Genomic DNA, 23,818 nt, shown 5'->3' with positions numbered 1-23,818 from the left:
AGCCGTCGCGAACCGGTTCAACCACGATAGCGATGCAGCGATGAGCGAACAAACGAATAATCCGCAACCCGGGTATGCCGCCCGCGCATATCCGCTCGCGGATCTCACCCGTGCGCTGCCGCCGCTGACGGCATTCCAGGCGTTCGTCGCCGCCGCCGAACTCGGCAGCTTCAACCGCGCGGCCGAGCATCTGTGCCGGACCCAGGGCGCGGTGAGCCGTCAGGTGCAGCAACTGGAAGCGCATTACCGGTGTGCGTTGTTCGTCCGTCATGCGTCGGGATTGACGTTGACCACGGAAGGCGGCGCATTGCTGACGGTGGCCGTCGACGTACTCTCGCAACTGGCGCAACACGCGCGCGCCCACGCGCATGCCGCGTCGACCCTCACATTGCGCTTGCCCTCCACGTTCGCGATTCGCTGGCTGCTGCCGCGGCTGTCGGCGCTCAATCATGCGTTGCCGCGCACGGAGTTGCGCATTCACACGTCGGCGGACGACACGCCGGATTTCACCGACGCCGGTTTCGATGCGATCGTCGTGCGCGGCAGCGGAAGCTGGGCGGGCATGGTGGCCGTGCCGCTGTTCGACGAATGCCTCACGCCGATGTGTACGCGCGAGGCGGGCGCGGCGTTGAAGTCGATCGCCGATCTCGCGCGGGCGACACTGCTGCATCCCGCCAGCAATCGCGACGAATGGCGATGCTGGCTGGACGCCGTCGGCGCAACGCAGGTCGACCCGGGCACCGGGCTCGTGTTCGATACGCTCGAGCTGACATTGACGGCCGCGTCGGACGGGCACGGCGTCGCGATCGGCGATCCGCGCATGGCGGCGGATCGGCTGGAAGCCGGCGCGCTGGTCGCGCCGTTTCCGGAGGTGGTGCGCAACGGTCTGGGCTACTACCTCGTGTACCCGGTACAGCGCGCCGCTCAACCCGCGATTCAAGCGCTCGCGGAGGTGCTGACGCGGCTTGCGCGCGAGGATTGACCGCAACGCGCGTGCGCCGGGCGGGTTGCTAGACCGGAATCGACCGCCCCCGCACCCTGATCCCGAGCCGCACGACGCCGATCACCGCATTCGACAGCCACATCAGCAAGCGCGGCATGCCGCGCCGGCGGATATCGAGCAGCAGCACGATCCGCACTTCGTCGCTGTCGTTCCACACTTCGTGCACGAAGGTATCGTCCCACAGCAGGAAGCAGCCTTCGTCGAGCCGGTAGTCGCGGCCGTCGACCTTCAGCACGGCGGCCGGCGTGCCGTCCGCGCGCTTCGGCATCGACAGCACCAGATAGCCGCGCAGGATGCCGCGGAACGGGCCGCGATGCGGCGGGATGTGTTTGCCGGGCGCGAGGAACGACAGCGATGCGGACAGCACGTCCGGCGACGCCGCGACGATCGATTCGACGGTCGGGCAGCGCGACAGGTTGCGCGGGAACGGTTGGCCGTAAGCCTGCATGATGAACATCCGCCAGTCGCGCGCATCGTTGGCCGAGATGTCGTGCTGCTCGCGCATGATCTCGTGGAAGCGCGGGATGCGCGGCAGGTCGCGCGCGACGGCCAGCGCTTCCGCGCGAATGGCCGGCCACGCACGAACGAATCGCTCGGCGTCGGGAAACGCGGCCGTATCGAGCACGGCGCCGCCGTCGAGATGGCGGTCGTACAGCGTGCGAAGCAGGCCGGCTGCATAGTCGTAAGCGACGGACATGATCGAGGGCGATCCACAAGGTGTCGTCAGTCTGCCCCACGCGCGGTGGGGCCTGCGTTACGTCAGGTTACGCCGGCTGACGAAAGAATGACAGATCGATGAAGGGCCGGTGCGAGCGGTCCGACATTCCGGGAATAAACGTACGCCGCGCGTCGTCATACGGGTGTAGCACCTCGTTTCGTTGACTTCCGAAGGAGTGGAGCATGAATACGCATTGGCTGGTGGCCGCCACGGTGGCGGCGATGTCCGTCGCGAGTGTCGCGACGCCTGCGTCGGCACAGGCGCTGACGCGCGCGCAGGTCAGGCAGCAACTGATCGACGCCGAAACCAACGGGCTGCGCTTCGTGACCGATACGTCGTATCCGGACGTAAGTCCGCTGTTCCAGCAGCAGGCCGGGCAACTGCCTCGGCATCAGGCCGAAACCGCGGTCGGCGGCGATCCGGCGGGGACGTCCGATGCGGGCAGGCCGGCGGCGCAACCGACCCGTCCGCGCCCGGCCGCATGCGTCGGCCCCGAGAGCTTTTGCACGCCGTATTTCGGAAGCTGACGCAGCGGACCGCCGCGGCGGGTTCGACATTCACGAAGGTTGATCGGCACGCAACATTGAAGGAATTGATGATGAAAACTTATATCGCACTACTGATGATGATCGGCGCAATCTCCGGTCAGTCCGCATTCGCGCAATCGAATGCGCCGCTCACGCGTGCCCAGGTTCGCGAGGAGCTGATTCGTCTGGAAGCGGCCGGGTACGATCCGTCGAAGGGGGACGACGGCGAATATCCGGCGGACATTCAGGCCGCGCAGGCGAAGCTCGCCGAGCAGGATCGCGCGAGGATGGCGGCTTCGGCCGCCGCGCCTGCGCCGGCCTCCGTCATGCCGGCGCAGGCCGGCAACTAGGAGCCGACATGTACGTGTGTGTCTTCAGGCCGTCGTGTTCGCGGTATGGCGATACGCATGCCGTTCGCGGCACGCGGCCCGGTCGAACGGCACGGACGGCCAGGCCGTCGATCGCGCGCCGCTTCGCGCGGCGCCGCGATCGTCTCGTTGCCCGATTCCGTTGGGCGCGCAGGTGGATCGCAGGATGAGCAGCGATGCGGGCGAGATGCGATCCGCGATCGCCGGACTGCTGTCCGCGATGGCGCGCAAGGATGCCGGCGGCGGGATTACCAGGGCATCATCCGCTGCATGACCTGGTCGCGCAGGATGAAACGATGCGCGACCGCGGCCGCGACGTGAAGGCAGATGCCGCCGAACAGCACCCACGCGAGGATGCCGTGCACGTCGCCCATCGCATGCCCGAATCCCGATCCGGCCGCCGACAGCGCGGGCAGCGGCACGATGCCGAGCAGCGTCACGGCCCACGCGCGCGACGACGCATTGATCCAGCCGAGCAACGGCACCGCGATCAGCAGCGCATAGAGTCCGAAGTGCGTTGCGCCGGACACGGCGCGCATCGCGGGCGACAGCTGGTCGGCGGGCGGACGATGCGTCACGCGCCAGAGTACGCGGCAAGCCATCGCGGCGAGCAGTGCTGTACCGACGATCAGGTGCGCGGCGATCAGGCCGACCGGTTGCGTATCGCGATGCACGTCGGGCATCGTCCAGCCGATCGCATACTGCGCGACGACGAGCGCCACGATCAGCCAGTGGAGAAGGCGTGCGACTGCATCGTATCGGGCGGAGGTAGACATGAAAGCTCCTGGCAAGCGGGTGGGGACCGTATCTTCCGGAGGATTCTACGGCCGAATCCTTAACAAAACGTTAAGCGTGCGGCTGCGCGTCGGATTCGCCCGGTGGCGCATGCGCGCCCTCGACCCGAGCGGCTTCGCCGATGGCAACACGATCGCGACGCCGAGGCCGTATCCGCCGATGCCGGGCCCGAACCGCACGCGGCCGCCGAATCATCGCGCGATGCGCTGGATGATCGACAGCATGGACCCGCTGCCGGGCTGCCTGTGCGCCCGATCGTCGGTTGCGAGCGCCACCAGGGAGTGTGTCGTGCCAGTCGGACTGTTTGCGCCGAGCGTACCCGAAGCGTCTTTCACGGCGATGACATTCCGCATCCGGACCGTCATCGCGACCGCGATCCTGTCGGCCCGTAAGGTGGCCCACGCGGCGTTCAGGGCCGCGGACGTTCGCGGCTATGTGCGCATGACCGGAATCGCTCGCCGCACGGTAGTCGTGTCATCTGATTGCGCGTACCGTCGGTTGGTCGTCCTTGATATCCGGCTCGACGGGAATCGATACGGCGGCGTGTCCGGGTGAGCGCGCGTTCGCGCGTGCCGGCCGGCGCATCGCGGTCATCGGGCCACCACTGGGGAGAAGCATGATCTTGCTGCATCTGCTGCACGCGCTGGCCGGCGCGATGTCAATCGCCTGCGGGCTGGGCGTGTTGCTCGGCATTGCCTACACGGTCACGGCCAGCGTGTTGGTCGGCCGGTTCTTTTCCCGCGCGCGGGCGGTGCCGTGCGATTATCCGGGCGTGACCGTCGCGAAGCCGCTGCACGGCGACGAATGGAACCTCGTACAGCATCTCGAAAGCTTCTTCGTGCAGGATTATCCGGGGCCGGTACAGCATCTGTTCGGCGTGCACGATGCGGGCGACGCGGCGCTTGCGGCCGTCGAAACGTTGCGCAGGCGCCATCCGGACGCGAACATCAAGGTCGTCGCCGACGCGCGGCTGTACGGGCCGAACCGCAAGATCGCGAATCTCGTCAACATGCTCGAACACGCGGAACATTCAGTGCTGTGTCTTGCCGACAGCGACGTGCTGGTCGAGCGCGATTATCTGCGTGCCGTCGTCGGCGCGCTGCAGCAGCCGGAAGTCGGCATCGTGACGAGCGTGTATCGCGGCATCGCGTCGCCGGGCTTCTGGCCCGATGTCGCCGTCGCGATGACGAACTACCATTTCCTGCCGGGCGTCATCACCGGGCTTTTCATCGGGCGTGCCCGTCCGTGCTTTGGCCAGACGATTGCGATCACGCGCGCGACGCTCGAACGCATCGGCGGGCTCGCGCGTTTCGCGCATCACCTGGCCGAGGATCACGCGCTCGGCGAAGCAGTGCGGCAGGTCGGCGCGCAGGTCGTCGTCCCGCCGTTGGTCGTCGGGCACGCCTGTGTCGAAGAGACGTTCGCCACGCTGTACGCGCACGAATTGCGCTGGAGCTGCACGATCCGCGCGGCGGACCGGCTCGGTCACGCCGGGTCGGTGCTGATGCACCCGTTGCCGCTGGCGGTGCTGGCCGTGCTGTTTTCCGGCGGCACGCTCGCCGCCTGGGGGCTGGCGTTCGCGGCGCTCGTCGCGCGGGCGCTGCTGATGTTGAAGACGAGCCGCGCCACCGGCGCGGGTCTGCGCGGCGCGCTCTGGTTGCCGTTCGTCGATTTCCTGCAGTTCGGGGTGTTCGTGTCGAGCTTCTTCTCGTCGCACGTCGTCTGGCGCGGCACGCGCTTTCGTGTCGACCGCGAGGGCTTGCTGTCGCCCGCGGGGAAATCATGACGCACGACACGCAATCCGACCTCGAAGGCGCGGACCGGCGGTTCGCGCGTCGCGACGCGCGCTTGCGGCAAGCGGGGCGCGCGGCGGCGCTGGCCGGGCTGGTGCTCGCGGTGTGGCTGGTCTGGCGCGAGCATCCGCTGGAGATCCTGCACCGGCTGCGGATCGCCGGCGCCGGGTTGCTGGTCGCCGCGCTGGCCCACATCCTGCCGATGCTCGCGAATGCGTGGGACTGGCGGATGCTGATCCGCGGCCCGCGCCGGCCGTCGTTCGCGACGATGCTCAAGCTCGTGTGGATCCGCGAATCGATCAACGGATTGTTGCCGGTCGCGCGAATCGGCGGCGAGATCGTGTCGTTCGGCCTGCTGCGGCAGGCGGGCGTACGCCCGGCGACCGCCGTGGCGAGCCTCGTCGCCGACATGCAGCTGACATTGATCAGCCAGCTCGTGTTCGCGCTGGTCGCGATCGGCTACGTGCTCGAACACGTGTCGTCCGATGCCGCGCAGGTGGCCGCGCGCCTCGCCATCGGCATGGCGGCGCTGGTGCCGGTGCTGCTGCTGTTCGCACTGGTTCAGCACGCGCGGCCGTTCGAGCGCGCGATGCGCGTGGTCAACCGCGTCACGAGCGGCAAGGTAGTGGCGCTGGTCGGCGAATCGGCACGCACCGATCAGTCGATCCGGATGATCTGGCGCAAGACGGGTATCGTCGTCCGCTATCTGGTGATCTGGCAGACGCTGCAGTTCGCCGGCTATGCGCTGGAAATCTGGCTCGCGCTGCGTTTCCTCGGCGCCGATCCGACGTTCGCCCAGGCGCTCGCGATCGAAGCGCTGATCCAGCTGCTGAGCAGCATCGCGTTCCTGATGCCGGGCGGGCTGGGCGTGCAGGAGGGCGGGTTCGTGCTGATCGGCGGGCTGCTCGGGTTCGACGCGCCGACCTGTCTGGCGCTCGCCGGCGCGCGACGAGTGCGCGATCTGCTGTTCTATCTGCCCGGATTGCTCGCGTGGCAGCATGCGGCCGGCGCGGCGCGCTCGCCATCCGGCGCGAAGCGCGCATCGATGCACGTCGGGGAGTCCGCCGGGCCGCGCTGATGCAGCCCGACGTTGCCGGCCTGCCGGGCGGGCGGCAGCGACGCCGGGGCGGTCGCTCGCCTGCCGGGCGGCGCGGCCGTCAACGCCGTTCGTCGGCGAGATGGTTGCGGATGACGTCCGCGAACGACGTGTCGCCCTTCAGCCCGAGCGCTTCCGCGCGCGTCGTGTCCCAGCGGCCCGGCCAGCTGCCGACGATCTTTTCGACGCGTTCGTCCGGCGCATGGCGGATCAGCTTCACGACCTCGTCGCCCGCGACTTCACGCAGCGCCGCGATCATCTCGTCGACCGACACCGACAGGCCGGGCAGGTTGATCACGCGCTTGTTGCCGAGCTTGTCGCTGTCGAGCTCGCAACCGGCGACGAGCGCGTCGATCGCGCCGCGCGGCGACAGCAGCCACAGCCGCGTCGACCCCGGCACCGGGCACACGCTTTCCTCGCCGTTCAGCGGCTCGCGGATGATGCCGCTCGCGAACGACGACGCAGCCGCGTTCGGGCGGCCCGGCCGCACGCTGATGGTCGGCAGCCGCAGCACGCGGCCGTCGACGAAGCCGCGGCGCGCGTAGTCGCACAGCAGCAGCTCGGCGATCGCCTTTTCCGCGCCGTACGACGATTGCGGATTCAGCGCGGTATCGTCCTGCACGACGTTGGGCAGCACGCCGCCGTAGACGGCCACCGAGCTCGTGAACACGACGCGCGGACGATGGCCGCGCGCGCGGCACACTTCGAGCAGCGTGCGCGACGCGTCGAGGTTGATCCGCATGCCGAGATCGAAATCGGCTTCGGCCTGCCCGCTTACGATCGCCGCGAGGTGGAAGATCGCGCCCGTCTGCGTGTCGATCGCGCTTTCGAGCACCGCGCGATCGGCGATGTCGCCGACGATCGACGTCACGCGCGCGTCGCCGAAATCGCTGCCCTCGACGACGTCGAGCAGCACCAGCTCGTCGATCCTGCTGCTCCGGCCGTCGGGGCCGGTCAGCTCGCCGCGTTCGAGCAGCTTGCGCGCGAGACGCTGGCCGAGAAAGCCGGCGCCGCCGGTGATCAGTACTTTCATGTTCTTTGCCCTCTGAGGAATGCAGAAATTACAGGTACGGCCTGAGCCAGCCGAGGCCCTCGGACGTGCCGGCCTTCGGGCGATACTCGCAGCCGATCCAGCCGTCGTAGCCGAGCGCGTCGATCAGCGCGAACAGATACGGGTAATTGAGTTCGCCGATGTCCGGCTCGTGACGCTCGGGCACGCCGGCGATCTGGATGTGGCCGATGCCCGCGAAATCGCGCTTGAGCTTCATCGCGAGGTCGCCCTCGACGATCTGGCAGTGATAGCAGTCGAACTGCACCTTCAGGTTCGGCGCGCCGACTTCCGCGCGGATGTCGTGCGCATCGTCCTGGCGGCTCAGGAAATAGCCGGGCATGTCGCGCTGGTTGATCGGCTCGATCAGGATCGTGATGCCGTGCGCGGCAGCCGCCTGCGCCGCATGCCGCAGGTTCGCCACGTAGGTGTCGCGATGGCGCGCGCGATCGGCGCCCGGCGCGACCATCCCGGCCATCACGTGCAGCTTCTTGTTGCCGAGCACGCGCGCATAATCGAGCGCCTGGTCGATGCCGCGCCGGAACTCGTCCTCGCGGCCCGGCAGCGACGCGATCCCGCGTTCGCCGGCGGCCCAGTCGCCGGGCGGCGCGTTGAACAGCGCCTGCTCGAGGTCGTGCGCGTCGAGGCGCGCGCGGATGTCCTCGGCGGCGAAGTCGTACGGGAACAAGTACTCGACGGCCTTGAAGCCGTCGTGCGAGGCAGCGGCGAAGCGTTCGAGGAACGCGTGCTCGGTGTACATCATCGAGAGGTTGGCGGCGAAGCGGGGCATGGCAGCGGTCCGGTGAATGAATGGGGCGGGGCGCCCGGCGCCCCGCGTCGAATGAAGGGTCAGCGGTTCACGAGTTTCGCGGGCGTGAGCCACACGGCGATCGCGCCGATCACGAGCATGCCGGCCAGCACGTACATGCCGGACGACGTGCTGTGCGTGACGTCCTTCAGATAGCCGATCACGTACGGGCTCGCGAACCCGGCGAGGTTGCCGACCGAGTTGATGATCGCGATCCCGGCGGCCGCGGCGGAGCCGGCGAGGAACGCGGTCGGCAGCGACCAGAACAGCGGTGCGCAGGTCAGCACGCCGCCCGCCGCGAGCGACAGGAACACGATCGACACCGCCGTATTGTGCGAGTACGACGCGGCGACCGCAAACCCGACCGCGCCCATCAGCGCCGGCACGATCAGGTGCCAGCGGCGTTCGCGGCGCTTGTCCGCGCTGTGGCCGAACAGGTTCATCACGACGATCGCGACGACGAACGGGATCGCCGACAGCAGGCCGATCTGGAGCGTATCGGTGATGCCGGTCGATTTCACGAGGGTCGGCATCCAGAACGTGAGGCCGTACTGGCCGGTGACGAACGCGAAGTAGATCAGCGACATCCACCACATGCGCGGGTCGGCGAACACGGCCTTCAGCGAATGGCCGTGCTGCTGCTGTTCCTGCGGCTGCGCGGCGATTTCGTCCTCGAGCAGCTGCTTCTCGCGCGCGTCGAGCCACTTCGCGCTGCGGATGCCGTTGTCGAGATACAGGATCGTCGCGATGCCGACGAGCAGCGCCGGCACGGCTTCGATCACGAACATCCATTGCCAGCCGTGAAAGCCCGAGCCGCCGTGGAAGCGCTCCATGATCCAGCCGGACAGCGGGTTGCCGAAGATGCCCGACACCGGAATCGCGGACATGAACACCGCGATGATCTTCGCGCGCCGATGCGACGGGAACCAGTACGTGAGGTAGAGGATCACGCCCGGATAGAAGCCGGCTTCGGCGAGACCGAGCAGGAAGCGCAGCACGTAGAACTGCGTCGGCGTCTTCACGAACGCGAACACCGCCGACAGCAGGCCCCACGTGATCATGATCCGCGCGATCCAGATGCGCGCGCCGATGCGGTGCATCAGCAGGTTGCTCGGCAGCTCGAACAGGAAGTAGCCGAGGAAGAAGATGCCGGCGCCGAGGCCGAACACGGTTTCGCTGAACGCGAGGTCCTGCGACATCTGCAGCTTCGCGAAGCCGACGTTCACGCGGTCGAGATACGCAACCACGTAGCAGAGCATCAGGAACGGCACGATGCGCCAGAACACTTTCCTGTAGGTGCGGTCGAGCTCGGCCGATTGGGCGGGCGCGGCGGGCGAGCGGCTTGCGGCCGCGTCGAGAGCAGTCATCGTCGTCTCCAGAGATGTCGTGTGCCGGCAGCGCGTAGGCCGCCGGATCGTGTGTGTGTGTGCTGACGGAAGGGCCCGCGCACACGGCGGGCATGGGAATCGCTACGGAGTCCTGCGTGATTCGTATACGCGATGCGTTGCGTTACCAGCGCGCGCCGAAGGCCTGGCGCAGTTCGTCGAGCGCCGCGTCGGACAGCGGTTCGGGCTTCGGGTTCGTCATCAGCCACAGTCGCGCGGTTTCCTCGAGTTCCTCGAGCGCATACGATGCGTGCGACACCGACGGACCCCACATCACCGGGCCGAGGCGGTCGAGCAGCACGCCGCGCACCTGGTCGGCGAGCGCCGCGACTTCGGCTGCGACCGCCGGGTCGCCGGGGCGGCGATAGCGGATCAGCGGAATGTGGCCGACCTTCATCACGTAGTACGGCGTGAGCGGCGGCAGCACGTCGGTGTCGCGCCACACGCCCGCGAGCGTCAGCGCGACGAGGTGCGTCGAATGCGTATGGACGACGCCGTGCACTTGCGCGTTGCGCGCGTAGATCCCGCGATGCAGCGCGAGCGTCTTCGACGGCCTGCCGCCCGATACCGGCTGGCCGTCGAGGCCGACCTTCGCGATGTCGTTCGGGTCGAGGCGGCCGAGGCACGCGTCGGTCGGCGTGATCAACCAGCCGTCGTCTAGGCGCGCGCTGATGTTGCCCGCGCTGCCGACCGCGTGGCCGCGCGCATACAGGCTGGCGCCGACGACGCAGATCTCTTCGCGCAGTTTGGCTTCATGGCTCATCATGCGGCTCCGTCGAGCGCGCGCAGCGCCTTGTCGAAAAAGTCCACCGTGCCGAAGTTGCCGGATTTCAGCGCGAGGCCGAGCGGTTGCGCGTCGACGGTGGCCGTCGCCGGCACGCCCGGATCGATCTGCGCGCCGATCTGCAGCGATTTCACGTCGAGCGCCTGCACGACCGCGCCGGACGTCTCGCCGCCGGCGACGACGAACTTGCGCACGCCGAGGTCGCGCAGGCCGCGCGCGATCGCCGCGAGCGTGCTTTCGACGAGATGGCCGGCCGCTTCGACGCCGAGTGCCTGCTGGACGGCCTTCACTTCGTCGGGCGTCGCGGTCGCGTAGATCAGCACGGGCTGCGGCAGGTGCGAGCGTGCGAACGCGAGTGCCGCGTCGACGACGGGTTCGCCGCGCGAGGCCGCGAGCGGATCGATCCGGAAGCTCGGCCGGCTTTCGCGCCACGCGGCGACCTGTGCGTTGGTCGCCTTCGACGCGCTGCCGGCGAGCACCGCCAACGATCCGTCGATGTGCGGCAGCGAGGCCGCGTTGTCGCGCTCGGGCAGTTGGTCCACGCGGCGGAAATTCGCGGGCAGGCCGAGCGCGACGCCCGAGCCGCCGGTGACGAGCGGCAGGCCCGCGCACGCTTCGCCGAGCACGTAGAGGTCGTGATCCGACAGCGCGTCCGCGATCGCGAAGCGCGCGCCTTCCGCGCGCAGCTGCTCGATCCGCTCGCGCACGGCGGCCGCGCCCAGCGCGATCGTGTCGTAGCGGATCAGGCCGACTTGCGACTTCGTCTGCCGCTGCAGCACGCGCACGAGGTTCGCGTCCTTCATCGGCGTGAGCGGATGGTTCTCCATCCCCGATTCGTTCAGCAGCACGTCGCCGACGAACAGGTGGCCGCGATAGATCGTGCGGCCGTTCTCCGGGAACGCCGGGCAGGCGATCGTGAAGTCGCCGCCGGCCGCATCGAGCAGCGCATCGGCGACGGGCCCGATGTTGCCCGCGTCGGTCGAATCGAACGTCGAACAGTACTTGAAGAAGAACTGGCGGCACCCTTGCGCGCGCAACCATTCGTAGGCGGCAAGCGACTGCGCGACGGCGTCGGCGGCGGGAATCGTGCGCGACTTCAGCGCGACGACGATCGCGTCGGCATCGACTGCGGTGCCGCCGGCGGGCACGCCGATCGTCTGCACGGTACGCATGCCGCTCTTGACGAGCATGTTCGCGAGATCGGTCGCGCCGGTGAAATCGTCGGCGATGCAGCCGAGCAGGGGGCGGGAAGCGGAAGCGGTCATGGCGGGAACGTCGTTCGAATCAGCGGGCGGGCGGCAGCGTGATGCCGGGGAAAGTCTTGATCACGGCGGAATCGTCCTCGCCGCCGTGGCCGGCGCTCGATGCGCTCATGAACATCTGGTGCGCGGTGGCCGACAGCGGCAGCGGGAACTTGCTGCGGCGCGCGGTATCGAGCACGAGGCCGAGATCCTTCACGAAGATGTCGACGGCCGACAGCGGCGTGTAGTCGCCGTTCAGGATGTGCGGCACGCGGTTCTCGAACATCCACGAGTTGCCGGCGCTGTGCGTGATCACGTCGTACAGCGCGTCGGCGTCGACGCCTTCGCGCAGGCCCAGCGCCATCGCCTCGGCGGCCGCCGCGATATGCACGCCGGCCAGCAGCTGGTTGATGATCTTCACCTTCGAGCCGATGCCGTGCGCGTCGCCGAGGCGATACACCTTGCCGGCGATCGCGGCGAGCACGTCGTCGCAAGCTGCATACGCGGCGGCGGGGCCCGACGTCATCATCGTCATCTCGCCGGAGGCCGCGCGCGCGGCGCCGCCGGACACCGGTGCATCGAGCATCTGCAGGCCCGCGGCCTCGAGGCGCGCGCCGAGCGCGACCGCGAAGTCGGGCGCGACGGTCGCGCTCGCGATCACGACGCCGCCCGGCTTCATCGCCGCGACCGCGCCGTGCTCGCCGAACAGCACCGTTTCGGTCTGCGCGGCATTGACGACAAGCGTGACGACGACGTCGCACTGCGCGCCGAGTTCGGCCGGGCTCGCGCAGGCCACGCCGCCTTCGGCCGCGAATGCCTGCAGCACGGTATCGCGCACGTCGCAGGCGTGCACGCGGAACCCCGCGCGCAGCAGCGAGCGGGCGACGCCGAGGCCCATCGCGCCGAGGCCGATGACTCCAACATTTCGTGACATGGTCAACCTTGATCGATTCGGGAGAGGTTCGGGACAATGGCGGCGCTCGCGCGCCGCCGGCTTCAGCAGATGCCGGCTTCCGCGAGGCGGCGCGCGGCGTTGTACATGTGCGTGCGCGCCGCGTTGCGCGCCGCCATCGGGTCGCGTGCGCGGATCGCGTCCGCGATCGCCGCGTGTTCGTCGCGCACCTGCCGCGAGAAATCCTCGCGCGTCGCTTCGTTGCGCCGCGTGACCTTCACGCCGGCCTCGAGGTACTGGTTCAGGAACTGCAGCGTCTTCAGGAAATACGGGTTGCCGGTGACGGCCGCGATCGTGCGGTGGAACGCGACGTCTTCCGCGACACCGTCGCGGCCTTCGGCCACCGCGTCGTCGATCTTGCGCAGCGCGTCGTCGATGTCGGCCATGTCGTCGGCGGTGTGATGCAGCGCGGCTTCGGCCGCGACTTCAGCCTCGATCGCGCGGCGCACCGCGAGCAGGTGCGGCAGCGAGCTCGCCTCGACGGCTTCCGCGTAGTCGATCCGCAGCGGCCGGATCGCGCCGTGCTGGTTCACGTACACGCCGCTGCCCTGGCGCGGCTCGACCACGCCTTCGTTCTTCAGGCGCGAGATCGCCTCGCGGATCACGGTGCGGCTCACGCCGAATTCCTGCGCGAGCACGGCTTCCGTCGGCAGCTTGCCGGTGGCCGAGAAACTGCCGACTTCGATCTGCTTCAGCAGTTGCTGCGCGACGTGGTCGCTCATCGCACGGGCGGGAATTTTCTCGAACATGGCGCTCTGGTTTGTAAGGTGATGTGGTCATCATACAAATTTGAAGGTGCGTCAGCATCCGGAATAACCCTCGATCAACGCGTGGCAACGTCGGTCAAATTGACTGGAACCGGTTCCAATCGACAGCGAAATGTGGCGATTGTGCCGAGTTCGATGCGCGGTTGGAGGGCGAGCGAAGGGGGAAGGGAGGGCGAAAGGCGAAAGGCGGAGGGCGGACGCGAAGCCGAAGAACGAAGCGCGCGCCGGCGGCGCGCGCGATCGTCAGTCAATCGGCGATGTCTTCGACGGGGTCCTGATCGGTCGCCGCCGACATACCGCCTTCCGCGACTTCCCCGCCGCGCTCGCGATACGTCGCCGGCGGCACGCCGAACTGCTTGCGGAACTCGCGGCCGAGGTGCGACGCGTCGGCGAACCCGCAGCTCGACGCGATATCGGCGACGGTGCGGTCGGAACTGGTCAGCAGCCACGCGGCCGTGCGCAGCCGCACCTGCTTCGCGAACGCCTGCGGGCTCTTGCCGGTCTCGGCCTTGAACAGCCGCTCGAGCTGGCGGGTCGACATGTCGAGCTTGCACGCGAGTTCCTCGAGCGGCAGCGCGCGCCCGACATGCTGTTCCATCAGGAGAATCGCGCGCTTGACCTTCGGATGCGTGGCCGGCTCGAGGCCCGGCGGATGCGGCTGCGGCGCATTGCCTTTCTGCATCTCGCCGACCAGCAGGATGCGCAGCGCCTTCTGCACGGTCGCATGGTCGAAATGCCGCAGCAGGATCGCGGCGGCGACGTCGATCGACGCGCGGCCGCCCGAGCAGGTGATCCGGCGCCGGTCGATCACGAACAGGCGGTCGGCAATCAGCAGGTCGGGATCGGCGTTCGGGAAGCGCTCGATGAAATCCCAGTAGTGGAACCAGCTCACGCAGGTGCGGTAGCCGTCGAGCACGTTCGCGCGCATCAGCGTGAACACGCCCGTGCAGATGCCGACGACCGTCGCGCCGTCCGCCGCCGCGCGGCGCACGAACTCGAGCGTTTCGGGGCCGGCTTGCGGCCCCGAATGCAGCAGCCCGCCGACCACGACCACGTAGTCGAACGGCTCGGCGCTCTCGAAGGTTTCCCACGGCGTGATCTGGATCCCGCAGCTCGCGCGCACCGGCGCCAGCGTTTCGCCGATCACGCTCCACGCGCAGCGCACCGGCTTGCTGTAGTCGCCGTCGTCGGCCGACAGCCGCAGCATGTCGACGAAACCCGAGAAGGCCGTGAGCGTGAAGTTCGGCAGCAGCACGATGCCGAACCGGATGCGCCGCGGCGCCGGTTCAGCGAGGGGGAAAGCGGGTACGTCGGGTGTCATCGCGGTCAATCTCGTCACGCCGGGAAGGCGGGTCTCACTTGTTGCACTCTGCTTGCGGGCGCGCCGGCCGACTTGTGGTTTTGCGTCGCCGATCATCGTCAAAACGCACTTTCCAGCCGTCCTGCGCGGGGCTTGGCGCCGGTATCCCACGCCGATGCCGTTTTTGTTCTATCGGCCAATTTTACGCTTTGATGTACTGACGCCAACGACATTTCACGTACGCCCACCCAGAGGAAGCCAGATGAACGTCAGCGCGTTCGACCTGTTCAAGATCGGCATCGGCCCGTCCAGTTCGCATACGGTCGGCCCGATGATCGCCGCGTGCCGCTTCGCGTCGCACATCGAGGACGCGAACCTGCTCGGCTTCGTGCGCCGCGTGCGGGTCGAACTATACGGCTCGCTCGGTGCAACGGGCAAGGGCCACGGCACCGACAAGGCGGTGCTGCTCGGCCTCGAGGGCCACCTGCCGGACACGATCGATCCGGACCTGATCGAGCCGCGGCTCGCGGCGATCCGCGCGGAGAAGTCGCTGGCGCTGCTCGGCAAGCAGACGATCCGCTTCGACGAGAAGGAGAACATCGGCTTCTACCGCAAGCTGATGAGCGGCACGAGCATCGTGCATCCGAACGGGATGCGCTTCCAGGCGTTCGACGAGCACGGCCAGCTGCTCGTCGAGAAAGAGTATTACTCGGTCGGCGGCGGCTTCGTCGTGAACCGTGACGGCGATCGCGTGAACGGCGTGCGCGCGGCGGTCGAGGTGCCGTATCCGTTCCGCACCGGCGACGACCTGATGCGCCAGTGCCGCGAACACGGGCTGTCGATCGCCGAACTGATGCTGCGCAACGAATGCGCGCTGCGGCCGGCAGACGAAGTGCGCGCCGGGCTGCTCGCGATCTGGCGCACGATGGCCGCATGCGTCGAGCGCGGCTGCAAGGTCGAGGGCGAACTGCCGGGCCCGATGCGCGTGAAGCGCCGCGCGGCCGAGCTGAACGGGCGCCTGCGCGCGCGTTCGGAGGAGTCGCTGCGCGATCCGCTGTCGATGCTCGACTGGGTCAACCTGTACGCGATGGCCGTCAACGAGGAGAACGCGGCGGGCGGCCGGGTCGTCACCGCGCCCACCAACGGCGCGGCCGGCGTGATTCCCGCGGTGCTGCACTACTACGTGAAGTTCGTGCCGGGCTCGAACGAAGCCGGCATCGTCGAATTCCTGCTGACGGCCGCGGCGATCGGGATCATCTACAAGGAAACGGCGTCGATCTCCGGCGCGGAAGTCGGCTGCCAGGGCGAAGTGGGCGTCGCGTGCTCGATGGCCGCCGCCGCGCTGGCCGCGGTGATGGGCGGCACGCCCGACCAGGTCGAGAACGCGGCCGAGATCGGCATGGAGCACAACCTCGGCATGACCTGCGATCCGGTCGGCGGGCTCGTGCAGATTCCGTGCATCGAACGCAACGCGATGGGCGCGATCAAGGCGCTGAACGCGTCGCGCATGGCGCTCAAGGGTAACGGCCAGCACTACGTCTCGCTTGATTCGGTGATCAAGACGATGCGCGAGACGGGGGCCGACATGAAGACGAAATACAAGGAAACGTCGCGCGGCGGTCTTGCCGTGAACGTCATCGAATGCTAACGAAGGATCACTAACATGAGCCGCTACTCGATATTCAGCCTGTTCCGCAACGGCCTCTCGTATCACGAGAACTGGGAAAAGCAGTGGAAGAGCCCGGAACCGAAGAAGGAATACGACGTCGTGATCGTCGGCGGCGGCGGCCACGGCCTCGCGACCGCGTACTACCTCGCGAAAGAGCACGGCATCACGAACGTCGCGATCCTCGAGAAGGGCTGGATCGGCGGCGGCAACACCGCGCGCAACACGACGATCGTGCGCTCGAACTACCTGTGGGACGAATCGGCCGCGCTGTACGAGAAGGCGATGAAGCTGTGGGAAGGGCTGTCGCAGGACCTCAACTACAACGTGATGTTCAGCCAGCGCGGCGTGATGAACCTCGCGCACACGCTGCAGGACGTGCGTGACACCGAGCGTCGCGTGAACGCGAACCGCCTGAACGGCGTCGACGCCGAATTCCTGACGCCCGCGCAGATCAAGGAAATCGAGCCGACGATCAACCTGAACAGCCGCTATCCGGTGCTCGGCGCATCGATCCAGCGCCGTGCGGGCGTCGCGCGTCACGACGCGGTGGCCTGGGGCTTCGCGCGCGGCGCCGACCGCGCCGGCGTCGACATCATCCAGAACTGCCAGGTGACGGGCATTCGCCGCGAAGGCGGCGCGGTGGTCGGCGTCGACACGGTGAAGGGCTTCATCAAGGCGAAGAAGGTCGCGGTGGTCGCAGCCGGCAACACGACGACGCTCGCCGACATGGCCGGCGTGCGCCTGCCGATCGAAAGCCACCCGCTGCAGGCGCTCGTGTCCGAGCCGATCAAGCCGGTGGTGAACTCGGTGATCATGTCGAACGCGGTGCACGCGTACATCAGCCAGTCCGACAAGGGCGACCTCGTGATCGGCGCGGGTATCGACCAGTACACGGGTTTCGGCCAGCGCGGCAGCTTCCACATCATCGAAAGCACGCTGCAGGCGATCATCGAGATGTTCCCGGTGTTCTCGCGCGTGCGGATGAACCGCCAGTGGGGCGGCATCGTCGACGTGTCGCCGGACGCCTGCCCGATCATCACCAAGACCGACGTGAAGGGCCTCTATTTCAACTGCGGCTGGGGTACCGGCGGCTTCAAGGCGACGCCGGGCTCGGGCTGGGTGTTCGCGCACACGATCGCCCGCGACGAACCGCATCCGCTGAACGCCCCGTTCGCGCTCGACCGCTTCTACACGGGCCACCTGATCGACGAACACGGCGCTGCCGCCGTTGCGCACTAAACCCGACGACCATTGGAGAAAGAAACATGTTGCTGATCGAATGTCCGTGGTGCGGGCCGCGCGCCGAATCCGAGTTCACGTGCGGCGGTGAAGCCGACATCGTGCGCCCGGTCGCGAACGAGACCATGACCGACCGCGAATGGGGCGAATACGTGTTCATGCGCGAGAACAAGCGCGGCCTGCACAAGGAGCAATGGCTGCACACGCAGGGCTGCCGCCGCTGGTTCAAGGTGACGCGCGACACGGTGACCTACGATATCAAGGGCTACGAAAAGTTCGGTGGCGCAGCTGCCGGCAACGCACACGAAGAGGGCACGAGCAAATGAGCCAGAAAGACCGCCTCGGCACCGGTGGCCGCATCAATCGCGCGATTCCGCTGACGTTCACGTTCAACGGCCGCACGTATCAGGGCTTCCAGGGCGACACGCTCGCGTCCGCGCTGCTCGCGAACGGCGTGCACTTCGTCGCGCGCAGCTTCAAGTACCACCGTCCGCGCGGGATCGTGACGGCGGATGTCGCGGAACCGAATGCCGTCGTGCAGCTCGAAACCGGCCCGTACACGGTGCCGAACGCGCGCGCGACCGAGATCGAGCTGTACCAGGGCCTCGTCGCGACGAGCGTGAACGCCGAGCCGTCGCTCGAGAACGACAAGTACGCGATCAACCAGAAGTTCTCGCGCTTCATGCCGGCGGGCTTCTACTACAAGACCTTCATGTGGCCGCGCAACATGTGGCCGAAGTACGAAGAGAAGATCCGCGAGGCCGCCGGCCTCGGCAAGGCGCCCGAAGTGCTCGACGCCGATCGCTACGACAAATGCTACGCGCACTGCGACGTGCTCGTGGTCGGCGGTGGCCCGTCGGGCCTCGCCGCCGCGCATGCGGCAGCGATCGCCGGCGCACGCGTGATCCTCGTCGACGACCAGCGCGAACTCGGCGGCAGCCTGCTGTCGTGCCGCGCGGAAATCGACGCGAAGCCCGCGCTGCAGTGGGTCGAGAAGATCGAGGCCGAGCTGCGCAAGCTGCCCGACGTGACGATCCTGTCGCGCAGCACGGCGTTCGGCTACCAGGACCACAACCTCGTGACGGTCACGCAGCGCCTGACCGATCACCAGCCGGTGTCGATGCGCAAGGGCACGCGCGAGCTGCTGTGGAAGGTCCGCGCGAAGCGCGTGATCCTCGCGACCGGCGCGCACGAGCGTCCGATCGTGTTCGGCAACAACGACCTGCCGGGCGTGATGCTCGCCGGCGCGGTGTCCACCTACGTGCATCGCTACGGCGTGCTGCCGGGCCGCAACGTGGTCGTGTTCACGAACAACGACCGTGCGTACCAGACCGCGCTCGACCTGAAGGCATGCGGCGCGAAGGTGACCGTCGTCGATTCGCGTGCGTCGTCGAACGGCGCGCTGCCCGCGGCCGCGAAGCGGCAGGGCGTGACGGTGATGAGCGGTGCGGTCGTGACGGCCGCTTCGGGCAAGTGGCGCGTATCGTCGGTCGACGTCGCGTCCTACTCGAACGGCCAGACCGGCGGCAAGCTGCAGTCGCTGCCGTGCGACCTCGTCGCGATGTCGGGCGGCTTCAGCCCGGTGCTGCACCTGTTCGCGCAGTCGGGCGGCAAGGCGTGCTGGAGCGACGAGAAGGCGTGCTTCCTGCCGGGCAAGCCCGTGCAGGCCGAAGCGAGCGTCGGTGCGGCTGCGGGCGAGTTCGGTCTCGCCCGTGCGCTGCGGCTCGCGGTCGACGCGGGCGCCGAAGCGGCGAAGGCCGCGGGCTTCACGGCCGCGCAGCGCCCCGTCGCGCCGCAGGTCGCGGAAACCGTCGAAGGTGCGCTGCAGCCGTTGTGGCTCGTCGGCAGCCGCGAGGCCGCCGCACGCGGGCCGAAGCAGTTCGTCGACTTCCAGAACGACGTGGCGGCCGCCGACATCCTGCTGGCCGCGCGTGAAGGCTTCGAGTCGGTCGAGCACGTGAAGCGCTACACCGCGATGGGCTTCGGCACCGACCAGGGCAAGCTCGGCAACATCAACGGGATGGCGATCCTCGCGCAGGCGCTCGGCAAGACGATTCCGGAAACGGGCACGACGACGTTCCGCCCGAACTACACGCCCGTGTCGTTCGGTACGTTCGCGGGCCGCGAGACGGGCGACTTCCTCGACCCGATCCGCAAGACGGCCGTGCACGAATGGCACGTCGAGCACGGCGCGATGTTCGAGGACGTCGGCAACTGGAAGCGGCCGTGGTACTTCCCGAAGAAGGGCGAGGACCTGCATGCGGCCGTGAAGCGCGAATGCCTCGCGGTGCGCAACGGCGTCGGCATCCTCGACGCGTCGACGCTCGGCAAGATCGACATCCAGGGTCCGGACGCGGTGAAGCTGCTGAACTGGATGTACACGAACCCGTGGAACAAGCTCGAGATCGGCAAGTGCCGCTACGGGCTGATGCTCGACGAAAACGGGATGGTGTTCGACGACGGCGTGACGGTGCGCCTCGCCGACCAGCATTTCATGATGACGACGACCACCGGCGGCGCGGCGCGCGTGCTCACGTGGCTCGAGCGCTGGCTGCAGACCGAATGGCCCGACATGAAGGTGCGGCTCGCGTCCGTCACCGATCACTGGGCGACGTTCGCGGTGGTCGGCCCGAAGAGCCGCAAGGTCGTGCAGAAGGTATGCCAGGACATCGACTTCGGCAACGACGCGTTCCCGTTCATGAGCTACCGGAACGGTACCGTCGCGGGCGCGAAGGCGCGCGTGATGCGGATCAGCTTCTCGGGCGAGCTCGCCTATGAAGTGAACGTGCCGGCCAACGCGGGCCGCGCGGTGTGGGAAGCGCTGATGGCAGCCGGTGCCGAGTTCGACATCACGCCGTACGGCACGGAAACGATGCACGTGCTGCGCGCGGAGAAGGGCTACATCATCGTCGGCCAGGACACCGACGGCTCGATCACGCCGTACGACCTCGGGATGGGCGGGCTCGTCGCGAAGTCGAAGGACTTCCTCGGCAAGCGTTCGCTGTCGCGCTCCGATACGTCGAAGGAAGGCCGCAAGCAGTTCGTCGGCCTGCTGACCGAGGACGAACAGTTCGTGCTGCCGGAAGGCGCGCAGATCATCGCGAAGGACACGCAGGTGTCGGCGGTCGATCCGACGCCGATGATCGGCCACGTGACGTCGAGTTATTACAGCCCGATCCTGAAGCGCTCGATTGCGCTGGCGGTGGTGAAGGGCGGCCTGAACAAGATGGGCGAGAGCGTCGTGATTCCGCTGGCCAACGGCAAGCGCATCACCGCGAAGATCTCGAGCCCGGTTTTCTACGATACCGAAGGGGTGCGCCAGCATGTGGAATGAAACGAGAAACCAGACGCCGGTGGCGGGCGCGGGCGTGACGCTTGAATCGCCGTTCGTCGGCGCGGCCGATGTGCTGAAGCTCCACCAGGCGCGCGCATCGAAGAAGTTCACGCTGCGCGAGCGGCCGTTCCTCGATCTCGTGAACGTGCGCGGCGAGCTGAGCGACCCGGCATTCGTCGGCGCGTTCGAGCGCGTGGTCGGCTGCCGGCCGCCGTCGGTGCCGAACACGGTGGCGCGCGGCGCCGAGTACGACGTGCTGTGGCTCGGTCCCGACGAGTGGCTCGTGCGCTCGAACGGGCCCGTCCAGGCGGGCGTGCTCGAGGCGCAGCTCGCGGAGGCCGTGCAGGGTTCGTATGCGGCGGCCGTCGACGTCGGCAGCGGCTACACGGTCGTCGAGGTCAGCGGCGAACGCGTGCGCGACGTGATCGCGCGCGGCTGCCCGCTCGACCTGCATCCGCGCGTGCTCAAGCCGGGCCAGTGCGCGCAGTCGCACTACTTCAAGTCGCCGATCACGCTGATCCCGACCGGCGACGATACGTTCGAGATCGTCCTGCGCCGCAGCTTCGCCGACTATTTCGTGCGCATCATGCTCGACGCCGCGGCGCCGCTCGCATCATGAAGCCGTTCGACGAACCGTTCGTGGCGATCGACGCGCCGCGCCTGCGCGGGCGTGGCTGGAGCGTGTTCGTCGACGAACTGAAGGTGCCCGCGCGGATCGGCATCCACGCGCACGAGCACGAGGCGCCGCAGCCGATCGTGATCGATGCGCGGCTCGGGTATCGCTGCGAGCCGAGCGAGCAGGGCGAGTGGATCGACTACGACGGCTACTGCGCGCGCGTCGCGTCGTTCCTGTCGCACAAGCCGCATACGCGGCTGCTGGAGACGCTCGTCGCCGATCTCGCGGTGCTGTCGTTCCGCGAATGGCCCGCGCTGGAGTCGCTGACGCTGTCGATGTACAAGCCGAAGATCCGGCCGGGGACGAGGCGCGTGGGCGTGTCGCTCGACTGGACGCGCGGGGATTACCTGCGGTGGACGGGGGCGGCGGGGCAGCTTTGAGCGGGTAGGGCTGGTCGGCGGGATCCGGTCAGTGCGAGACGGCGGCGCGGAGGCGTCGCCGTTTCCATTTATAATTCCTGAAATATGCGAATAATCGGCGATCGCCCGCCGTTCTCGATTTTATTCCTGAAATACCGGAACAATTGGCCGTTCGGCCGTTGAACCACTATAATTCCGATATTTACGTAACTATGCCGTCAGCTGCCTGTGACGGCGCTTTGTTCCTGAAATTTCGGAATTATGGCCCGCACCTTACCGCAACCCATCGCGACACCCGACCCGTTCGCACCGGACCTTGCCGCCCTGGGCGCGCTCGTGCGCAACCGGCGCGCGCAGAACCAGATGCGGATCGACGATGCGGCCGACATGCTCGGCGTCTCCAAGGACGTCCTGTCGCGGCTCGAAAACGGCCGCGCGGTGAGTCTCGACAAGCTGTTCAAGGTACTGGACGGCTTCGGCCTCAATTTGCTCGTCGTGCCGAAACGCGACGTCCCGGCGGCGCGCAACGCATTGCGTGACACCGCGACGGTGCGCGCCGCTTTGCCAGGCTCGTCCGGTTTGCCCGAGGGCCCGTGATGATCCATCGTCTGCGCATTTCGGCCGATGGCTCGCCGGTCGGGCAGTTGACTTACGATGCCCGCCGCGACGACTACGGCTTTTCCTACGATCCGGCGTGGCTGGCACGCGGCGATGCGTTTGCGCTGTCGCCGTGCATTCCGCTCGACGGGGGGATCCCGCCGTCGGGTGCGATCCAGCGCTTCGTGGGCAATCTGCTGCCCGAGGGGCGCGCACTCGACGTGGCCGCCTCGATGTATCAGATGTCGAAGGACAACGTTTTCGGCCTGATTCGAATGCTCGGCAAGGAGCCCGTCGGTGCGTTGAGCTTCGTTCCGGACGACGGTTCGCCCGCACGGGCGCCTGAGGCCCTCGAACCCGTGCGCCGACCGATCTCCGCGGAGGAACTGACCGATCGGATCCGCAAGCGCGATGCGATTCCGTTTCCCGTGTGGGACGATCAGGTACGCCTGTCGATCGCCGGCCATCAGGACAAGCTCCAGGTGCTCGTCGAGGGTGAACGGTATGCGCTTGTCGACGGGGCGCTCAGCAGTTCGCATATTCTGAAGCCCGAGTCGCGCAGCCCGCAGGCGCCGTTCATGGTGGCCAACGAGCATTTCTGCATGACGCTGGCGGCCCGCATGGGCTTGCCGGTCGCGCATGTCGAGATTCGGCGCATCCCCGAACCGATTCTGCTGATCGAACGATTCGACCGGGTCGTGACGACCGATCCGGAGGATCCGCAGTGCGTGAGCGCGGTGCGGCGACTTCATGTCATCGATGGATGCCAGGCCCTCGACTTGCCGGCGACACTCAAATACGAACGCAATCTCGGCAACAACGCGGACGTACGCAATATCCGCGAAGGCGTGAGCTTCGAAAAGCTGTTTTCGCTGACGCCGTTTCTCGAGACGCCCGCCGCCGCGCGTTCGGCCATGTTGCGCTGGGCGTTGTTGCAGCTGCTGATCGGCAACAGCGACGCGCACGGCAAGAACATTTCGTTTTTCGTCAGCAGCGGCGGGCTCGATCCGGCGCCGCTTTACGACCTGGTGTGCGTGAACGTCTACGGCGACGCCTATGTGCAGGACATGGCGATGGCGTACGGCGATGTGTTTCGCACCGAGGAGCTCACGGCTTTCGCGCTCGCAGACTTCGCGCATCGTGTGCGGATCCGGCCGGCGCTCGTTGCGCGTGAAATGACGCGGATGGCGACGCTGGCCGGGAAGCTGGCTCCCGAACTGGCGGAATCCGGCGTGTACGCAGGCGACGAGCGTGCATGGGTACAGCGTATTTCGGAGTACGTGCGAGCTCAGGCGGAGCGCGTGCTGCGGATTGCGCCGATGGTGCCCAAGGTCAACGTCGAACTGCTCTGACGCGCGC

General features: G+C 67.8%; 24 protein-coding genes. 14 read left to right on the top strand and 10 right to left on the bottom strand.

Going from position 1 to position 23,818, the window contains the following annotated elements; translation table 11 throughout:
• The first annotated feature begins 40 nt into the window (after positions 1 to 40).
• Positions 41 to 982 (top strand): LysR substrate-binding domain-containing protein, encoded by a 942-nt coding sequence (locus NQV17_RS27380; protein WP_257774659.1) that lies wholly within the window; start codon positions 41 to 43, stop codon positions 980 to 982.
• A gap of 28 nt (positions 983 to 1,010) precedes the next feature.
• On the opposite strand, the gene NQV17_RS27375 is transcribed toward NQV17_RS27380, so the two are convergent.
• Entirely contained in the window at positions 1,011 to 1,700 is a 690-nt protein-coding gene (locus tag NQV17_RS27375) for an aspartyl/asparaginyl beta-hydroxylase domain-containing protein (protein WP_044844430.1), read from the bottom strand.
• Positions 1,701 to 1,903: 203 nt separating this feature from the next.
• Here NQV17_RS27375 and NQV17_RS27370 point away from each other — a divergent pair, with 203 nt between their 5' ends.
• Positions 1,904 to 2,248: a DUF4148 domain-containing protein gene (locus NQV17_RS27370; RefSeq protein ID WP_044844429.1), complete on the top strand. Its 345-nt coding sequence runs from the start codon at positions 1,904 to 1,906 to the stop codon at positions 2,246 to 2,248.
• Between the two features lie 71 nt (positions 2,249 to 2,319).
• A complete protein-coding gene (locus NQV17_RS27365; RefSeq protein WP_257774678.1) occupies positions 2,320 to 2,598 on the top strand; it encodes a DUF4148 domain-containing protein in 279 nt (92 codons plus the stop codon).
• A 266-nt stretch (positions 2,599 to 2,864) separates the two neighbouring features.
• Here the strand turns inward: NQV17_RS27365 and NQV17_RS27360 are convergent, their stop codons facing one another.
• Complete coding sequence (locus tag NQV17_RS27360; RefSeq protein WP_124521404.1) at positions 2,865 to 3,392, bottom strand: cytochrome b; 528 nt, start codon at positions 3,390 to 3,392, stop codon at positions 2,865 to 2,867.
• Between NQV17_RS27360 and NQV17_RS27355 the strand changes: the two genes are divergently transcribed.
• From NQV17_RS27355 to NQV17_RS27345, 3 genes are all read left to right on the top strand, one after another.
• The gene (locus NQV17_RS27355) at positions 3,391 to 3,966 is read left to right on the top strand and encodes a hypothetical protein (protein ID WP_257774658.1); all 576 of its coding nucleotides are present in this window, start codon (positions 3,391 to 3,393) and stop codon (positions 3,964 to 3,966) included. The two genes, NQV17_RS27360 and NQV17_RS27355, sit on opposite strands and share 2 nt — an antisense overlap.
• A gap of 61 nt (positions 3,967 to 4,027) precedes the next feature.
• Positions 4,028 to 5,197 (top strand): bacteriohopanetetrol glucosamine biosynthesis glycosyltransferase HpnI, encoded by a 1,170-nt coding sequence (hpnI, locus tag NQV17_RS27350; RefSeq protein ID WP_257774657.1) that lies wholly within the window; start codon positions 4,028 to 4,030, stop codon positions 5,195 to 5,197.
• Complete coding sequence (locus NQV17_RS27345) at positions 5,194 to 6,282, top strand: lysylphosphatidylglycerol synthase domain-containing protein (protein WP_257774656.1); 1,089 nt, start codon at positions 5,194 to 5,196, stop codon at positions 6,280 to 6,282. Before hpnI ends, NQV17_RS27345 begins: the two co-directional genes overlap by 4 nt.
• 79 nt (positions 6,283 to 6,361) lie before the next feature.
• Here the strand turns inward: NQV17_RS27345 and denD are convergent, their stop codons facing one another.
• The 8 genes from denD to NQV17_RS27305 form a co-directional block, all read right to left on the bottom strand.
• The gene (denD, locus tag NQV17_RS27340; RefSeq protein ID WP_257774655.1) at positions 6,362 to 7,333 is read right to left on the bottom strand and encodes a D-erythronate dehydrogenase; all 972 of its coding nucleotides are present in this window, start codon (positions 7,331 to 7,333) and stop codon (positions 6,362 to 6,364) included.
• Positions 7,334 to 7,361: 28 nt separating this feature from the next.
• Positions 7,362 to 8,138, bottom strand: a complete 777-nt coding sequence (otnI, locus tag NQV17_RS27335; RefSeq protein WP_124521414.1) for a 2-oxo-tetronate isomerase — start codon at positions 8,136 to 8,138, stop codon at positions 7,362 to 7,364.
• Between the two features lie 59 nt (positions 8,139 to 8,197).
• Positions 8,198 to 9,523, bottom strand: a complete 1,326-nt coding sequence (locus NQV17_RS27330) for an MFS transporter (RefSeq protein WP_044844420.1) — start codon at positions 9,521 to 9,523, stop codon at positions 8,198 to 8,200.
• 142 nt (positions 9,524 to 9,665) lie between these two features.
• On the bottom strand, positions 9,666 to 10,307 hold the full coding sequence (locus NQV17_RS27325) for an aldolase (protein ID WP_374692757.1): 642 nt from the start codon (positions 10,305 to 10,307) through the stop codon (positions 9,666 to 9,668).
• A complete protein-coding gene (otnK, locus tag NQV17_RS27320) occupies positions 10,304 to 11,590 on the bottom strand; it encodes a 3-oxo-tetronate kinase (protein WP_257774654.1) in 1,287 nt (428 codons plus the stop codon). Before otnK ends, NQV17_RS27325 begins: the two co-directional genes overlap by 4 nt.
• A 19-nt stretch (positions 11,591 to 11,609) precedes the next feature.
• Positions 11,610 to 12,500, bottom strand: coding sequence for an L-threonate dehydrogenase (gene ltnD, locus NQV17_RS27315; RefSeq protein WP_257774653.1), 891 nt, complete (start codon positions 12,498 to 12,500; stop codon positions 11,610 to 11,612).
• Between the two features lie 62 nt (positions 12,501 to 12,562).
• Entirely contained in the window at positions 12,563 to 13,267 is a 705-nt protein-coding gene (locus NQV17_RS27310; RefSeq protein WP_257774652.1) for a FadR/GntR family transcriptional regulator, read from the bottom strand.
• A 265-nt stretch (positions 13,268 to 13,532) separates the two neighbouring features.
• Positions 13,533 to 14,606: a GlxA family transcriptional regulator gene (locus NQV17_RS27305; RefSeq protein ID WP_257774651.1), complete on the bottom strand. Its 1,074-nt coding sequence runs from the start codon at positions 14,604 to 14,606 to the stop codon at positions 13,533 to 13,535.
• A 241-nt stretch (positions 14,607 to 14,847) separates the two neighbouring features.
• Between NQV17_RS27305 and NQV17_RS27300 the strand changes: the two genes are divergently transcribed.
• From NQV17_RS27300 to NQV17_RS27265, 8 genes are all read left to right on the top strand, one after another.
• Positions 14,848 to 16,233 (top strand): L-serine ammonia-lyase, encoded by a 1,386-nt coding sequence (locus NQV17_RS27300; RefSeq protein WP_124521422.1) that lies wholly within the window; start codon positions 14,848 to 14,850, stop codon positions 16,231 to 16,233.
• A 15-nt stretch (positions 16,234 to 16,248) separates the two neighbouring features.
• Positions 16,249 to 17,493 (top strand): sarcosine oxidase subunit beta family protein, encoded by a 1,245-nt coding sequence (locus NQV17_RS27295; RefSeq protein WP_034180813.1) that lies wholly within the window; start codon positions 16,249 to 16,251, stop codon positions 17,491 to 17,493.
• Between the two features lie 26 nt (positions 17,494 to 17,519).
• On the top strand, positions 17,520 to 17,819 hold the full coding sequence (locus NQV17_RS27290) for a sarcosine oxidase subunit delta (RefSeq protein ID WP_124485108.1): 300 nt from the start codon (positions 17,520 to 17,522) through the stop codon (positions 17,817 to 17,819).
• Positions 17,816 to 20,827, top strand: a complete 3,012-nt coding sequence (locus NQV17_RS27285) for a sarcosine oxidase subunit alpha family protein (protein WP_044844413.1) — start codon at positions 17,816 to 17,818, stop codon at positions 20,825 to 20,827. Before NQV17_RS27290 ends, NQV17_RS27285 begins: the two co-directional genes overlap by 4 nt.
• Entirely contained in the window at positions 20,817 to 21,446 is a 630-nt protein-coding gene (locus NQV17_RS27280) for a sarcosine oxidase subunit gamma (protein WP_257774650.1), read from the top strand. Before NQV17_RS27285 ends, NQV17_RS27280 begins: the two co-directional genes overlap by 11 nt.
• The gene (locus NQV17_RS27275) at positions 21,443 to 21,883 is read left to right on the top strand and encodes a dihydroneopterin aldolase (protein WP_257774649.1); all 441 of its coding nucleotides are present in this window, start codon (positions 21,443 to 21,445) and stop codon (positions 21,881 to 21,883) included. Before NQV17_RS27280 ends, NQV17_RS27275 begins: the two co-directional genes overlap by 4 nt.
• Before the next feature lie 240 nt (positions 21,884 to 22,123).
• Positions 22,124 to 22,459 carry a helix-turn-helix domain-containing protein gene (locus NQV17_RS27270; protein ID WP_257774648.1) on the top strand — a complete coding sequence of 112 codons (336 nt, stop codon included), beginning with the start codon at positions 22,124 to 22,126 and terminating at the stop codon, positions 22,457 to 22,459.
• Entirely contained in the window at positions 22,459 to 23,811 is a 1,353-nt protein-coding gene (locus NQV17_RS27265; protein WP_257774676.1) for a HipA domain-containing protein, read from the top strand. Before NQV17_RS27270 ends, NQV17_RS27265 begins: the two co-directional genes overlap by 1 nt.
• Positions 23,812 to 23,818 lie beyond the last annotated feature (7 nt).

Origin of the sequence: Burkholderia sp. SCN-KJ (assembly GCF_024656005.1) — a bacterium.
In the GTDB taxonomy this organism is placed as follows: domain Bacteria; phylum Pseudomonadota; class Gammaproteobacteria; order Burkholderiales; family Burkholderiaceae; genus Burkholderia.
Note: the sequence above shows the minus strand (reverse complement) of the source record. Positions and strands in the feature narration are given on the sequence as shown.

Bases quoted from the DNA above. Each gene is read 5' to 3' on its own strand.
- NQV17_RS27380 (WP_257774659.1), top strand. From the start codon at position 41: ATGAGCGAACAAACGAATAATCCGCAACCCGGGTATGCCGCCCGCGCA.
- NQV17_RS27375 (WP_044844430.1), bottom strand. From the start codon at position 1,700: ATGTCCGTCGCTTACGACTATGCAGCCGGCCTGCTTCGCACGCTGTAC.
- NQV17_RS27370 (WP_044844429.1), top strand. From the start codon at position 1,904: ATGAATACGCATTGGCTGGTGGCCGCCACGGTGGCGGCGATGTCCGTC.
- NQV17_RS27365 (WP_257774678.1), top strand. From the start codon at position 2,320: ATGAAAACTTATATCGCACTACTGATGATGATCGGCGCAATCTCCGGT.
- NQV17_RS27355 (WP_257774658.1), top strand. From the start codon at position 3,391: ATGAAAGCTCCTGGCAAGCGGGTGGGGACCGTATCTTCCGGAGGATTC.
- NQV17_RS27360 (WP_124521404.1), bottom strand. From the start codon at position 3,392: ATGTCTACCTCCGCCCGATACGATGCAGTCGCACGCCTTCTCCACTGG.
- hpnI (WP_257774657.1), top strand. From the start codon at position 4,028: ATGATCTTGCTGCATCTGCTGCACGCGCTGGCCGGCGCGATGTCAATC.
- NQV17_RS27345 (WP_257774656.1), top strand. From the start codon at position 5,194: ATGACGCACGACACGCAATCCGACCTCGAAGGCGCGGACCGGCGGTTC.
- denD (WP_257774655.1), bottom strand. From the start codon at position 7,333: ATGAAAGTACTGATCACCGGCGGCGCCGGCTTTCTCGGCCAGCGTCTC.
- otnI (WP_124521414.1), bottom strand. From the start codon at position 8,138: ATGCCCCGCTTCGCCGCCAACCTCTCGATGATGTACACCGAGCACGCG.
- NQV17_RS27330 (WP_044844420.1), bottom strand. From the start codon at position 9,523: ATGACTGCTCTCGACGCGGCCGCAAGCCGCTCGCCCGCCGCGCCCGCC.
- NQV17_RS27325 (WP_374692757.1), bottom strand. From the start codon at position 10,307: ATGATGAGCCATGAAGCCAAACTGCGCGAAGAGATCTGCGTCGTCGGC.
- otnK (WP_257774654.1), bottom strand. From the start codon at position 11,590: ATGACCGCTTCCGCTTCCCGCCCCCTGCTCGGCTGCATCGCCGACGAT.
- ltnD (WP_257774653.1), bottom strand. From the start codon at position 12,500: ATGTCACGAAATGTTGGAGTCATCGGCCTCGGCGCGATGGGCCTCGGC.
- NQV17_RS27310 (WP_257774652.1), bottom strand. From the start codon at position 13,267: ATGTTCGAGAAAATTCCCGCCCGTGCGATGAGCGACCACGTCGCGCAG.
- NQV17_RS27305 (WP_257774651.1), bottom strand. From the start codon at position 14,606: ATGACACCCGACGTACCCGCTTTCCCCCTCGCTGAACCGGCGCCGCGG.
- NQV17_RS27300 (WP_124521422.1), top strand. From the start codon at position 14,848: ATGAACGTCAGCGCGTTCGACCTGTTCAAGATCGGCATCGGCCCGTCC.
- NQV17_RS27295 (WP_034180813.1), top strand. From the start codon at position 16,249: ATGAGCCGCTACTCGATATTCAGCCTGTTCCGCAACGGCCTCTCGTAT.
- NQV17_RS27290 (WP_124485108.1), top strand. From the start codon at position 17,520: ATGTTGCTGATCGAATGTCCGTGGTGCGGGCCGCGCGCCGAATCCGAG.
- NQV17_RS27285 (WP_044844413.1), top strand. From the start codon at position 17,816: ATGAGCCAGAAAGACCGCCTCGGCACCGGTGGCCGCATCAATCGCGCG.
- NQV17_RS27280 (WP_257774650.1), top strand. From the start codon at position 20,817: ATGTGGAATGAAACGAGAAACCAGACGCCGGTGGCGGGCGCGGGCGTG.
- NQV17_RS27275 (WP_257774649.1), top strand. From the start codon at position 21,443: ATGAAGCCGTTCGACGAACCGTTCGTGGCGATCGACGCGCCGCGCCTG.
- NQV17_RS27270 (WP_257774648.1), top strand. From the start codon at position 22,124: ATGGCCCGCACCTTACCGCAACCCATCGCGACACCCGACCCGTTCGCA.
- NQV17_RS27265 (WP_257774676.1), top strand. From the start codon at position 22,459: ATGATCCATCGTCTGCGCATTTCGGCCGATGGCTCGCCGGTCGGGCAG.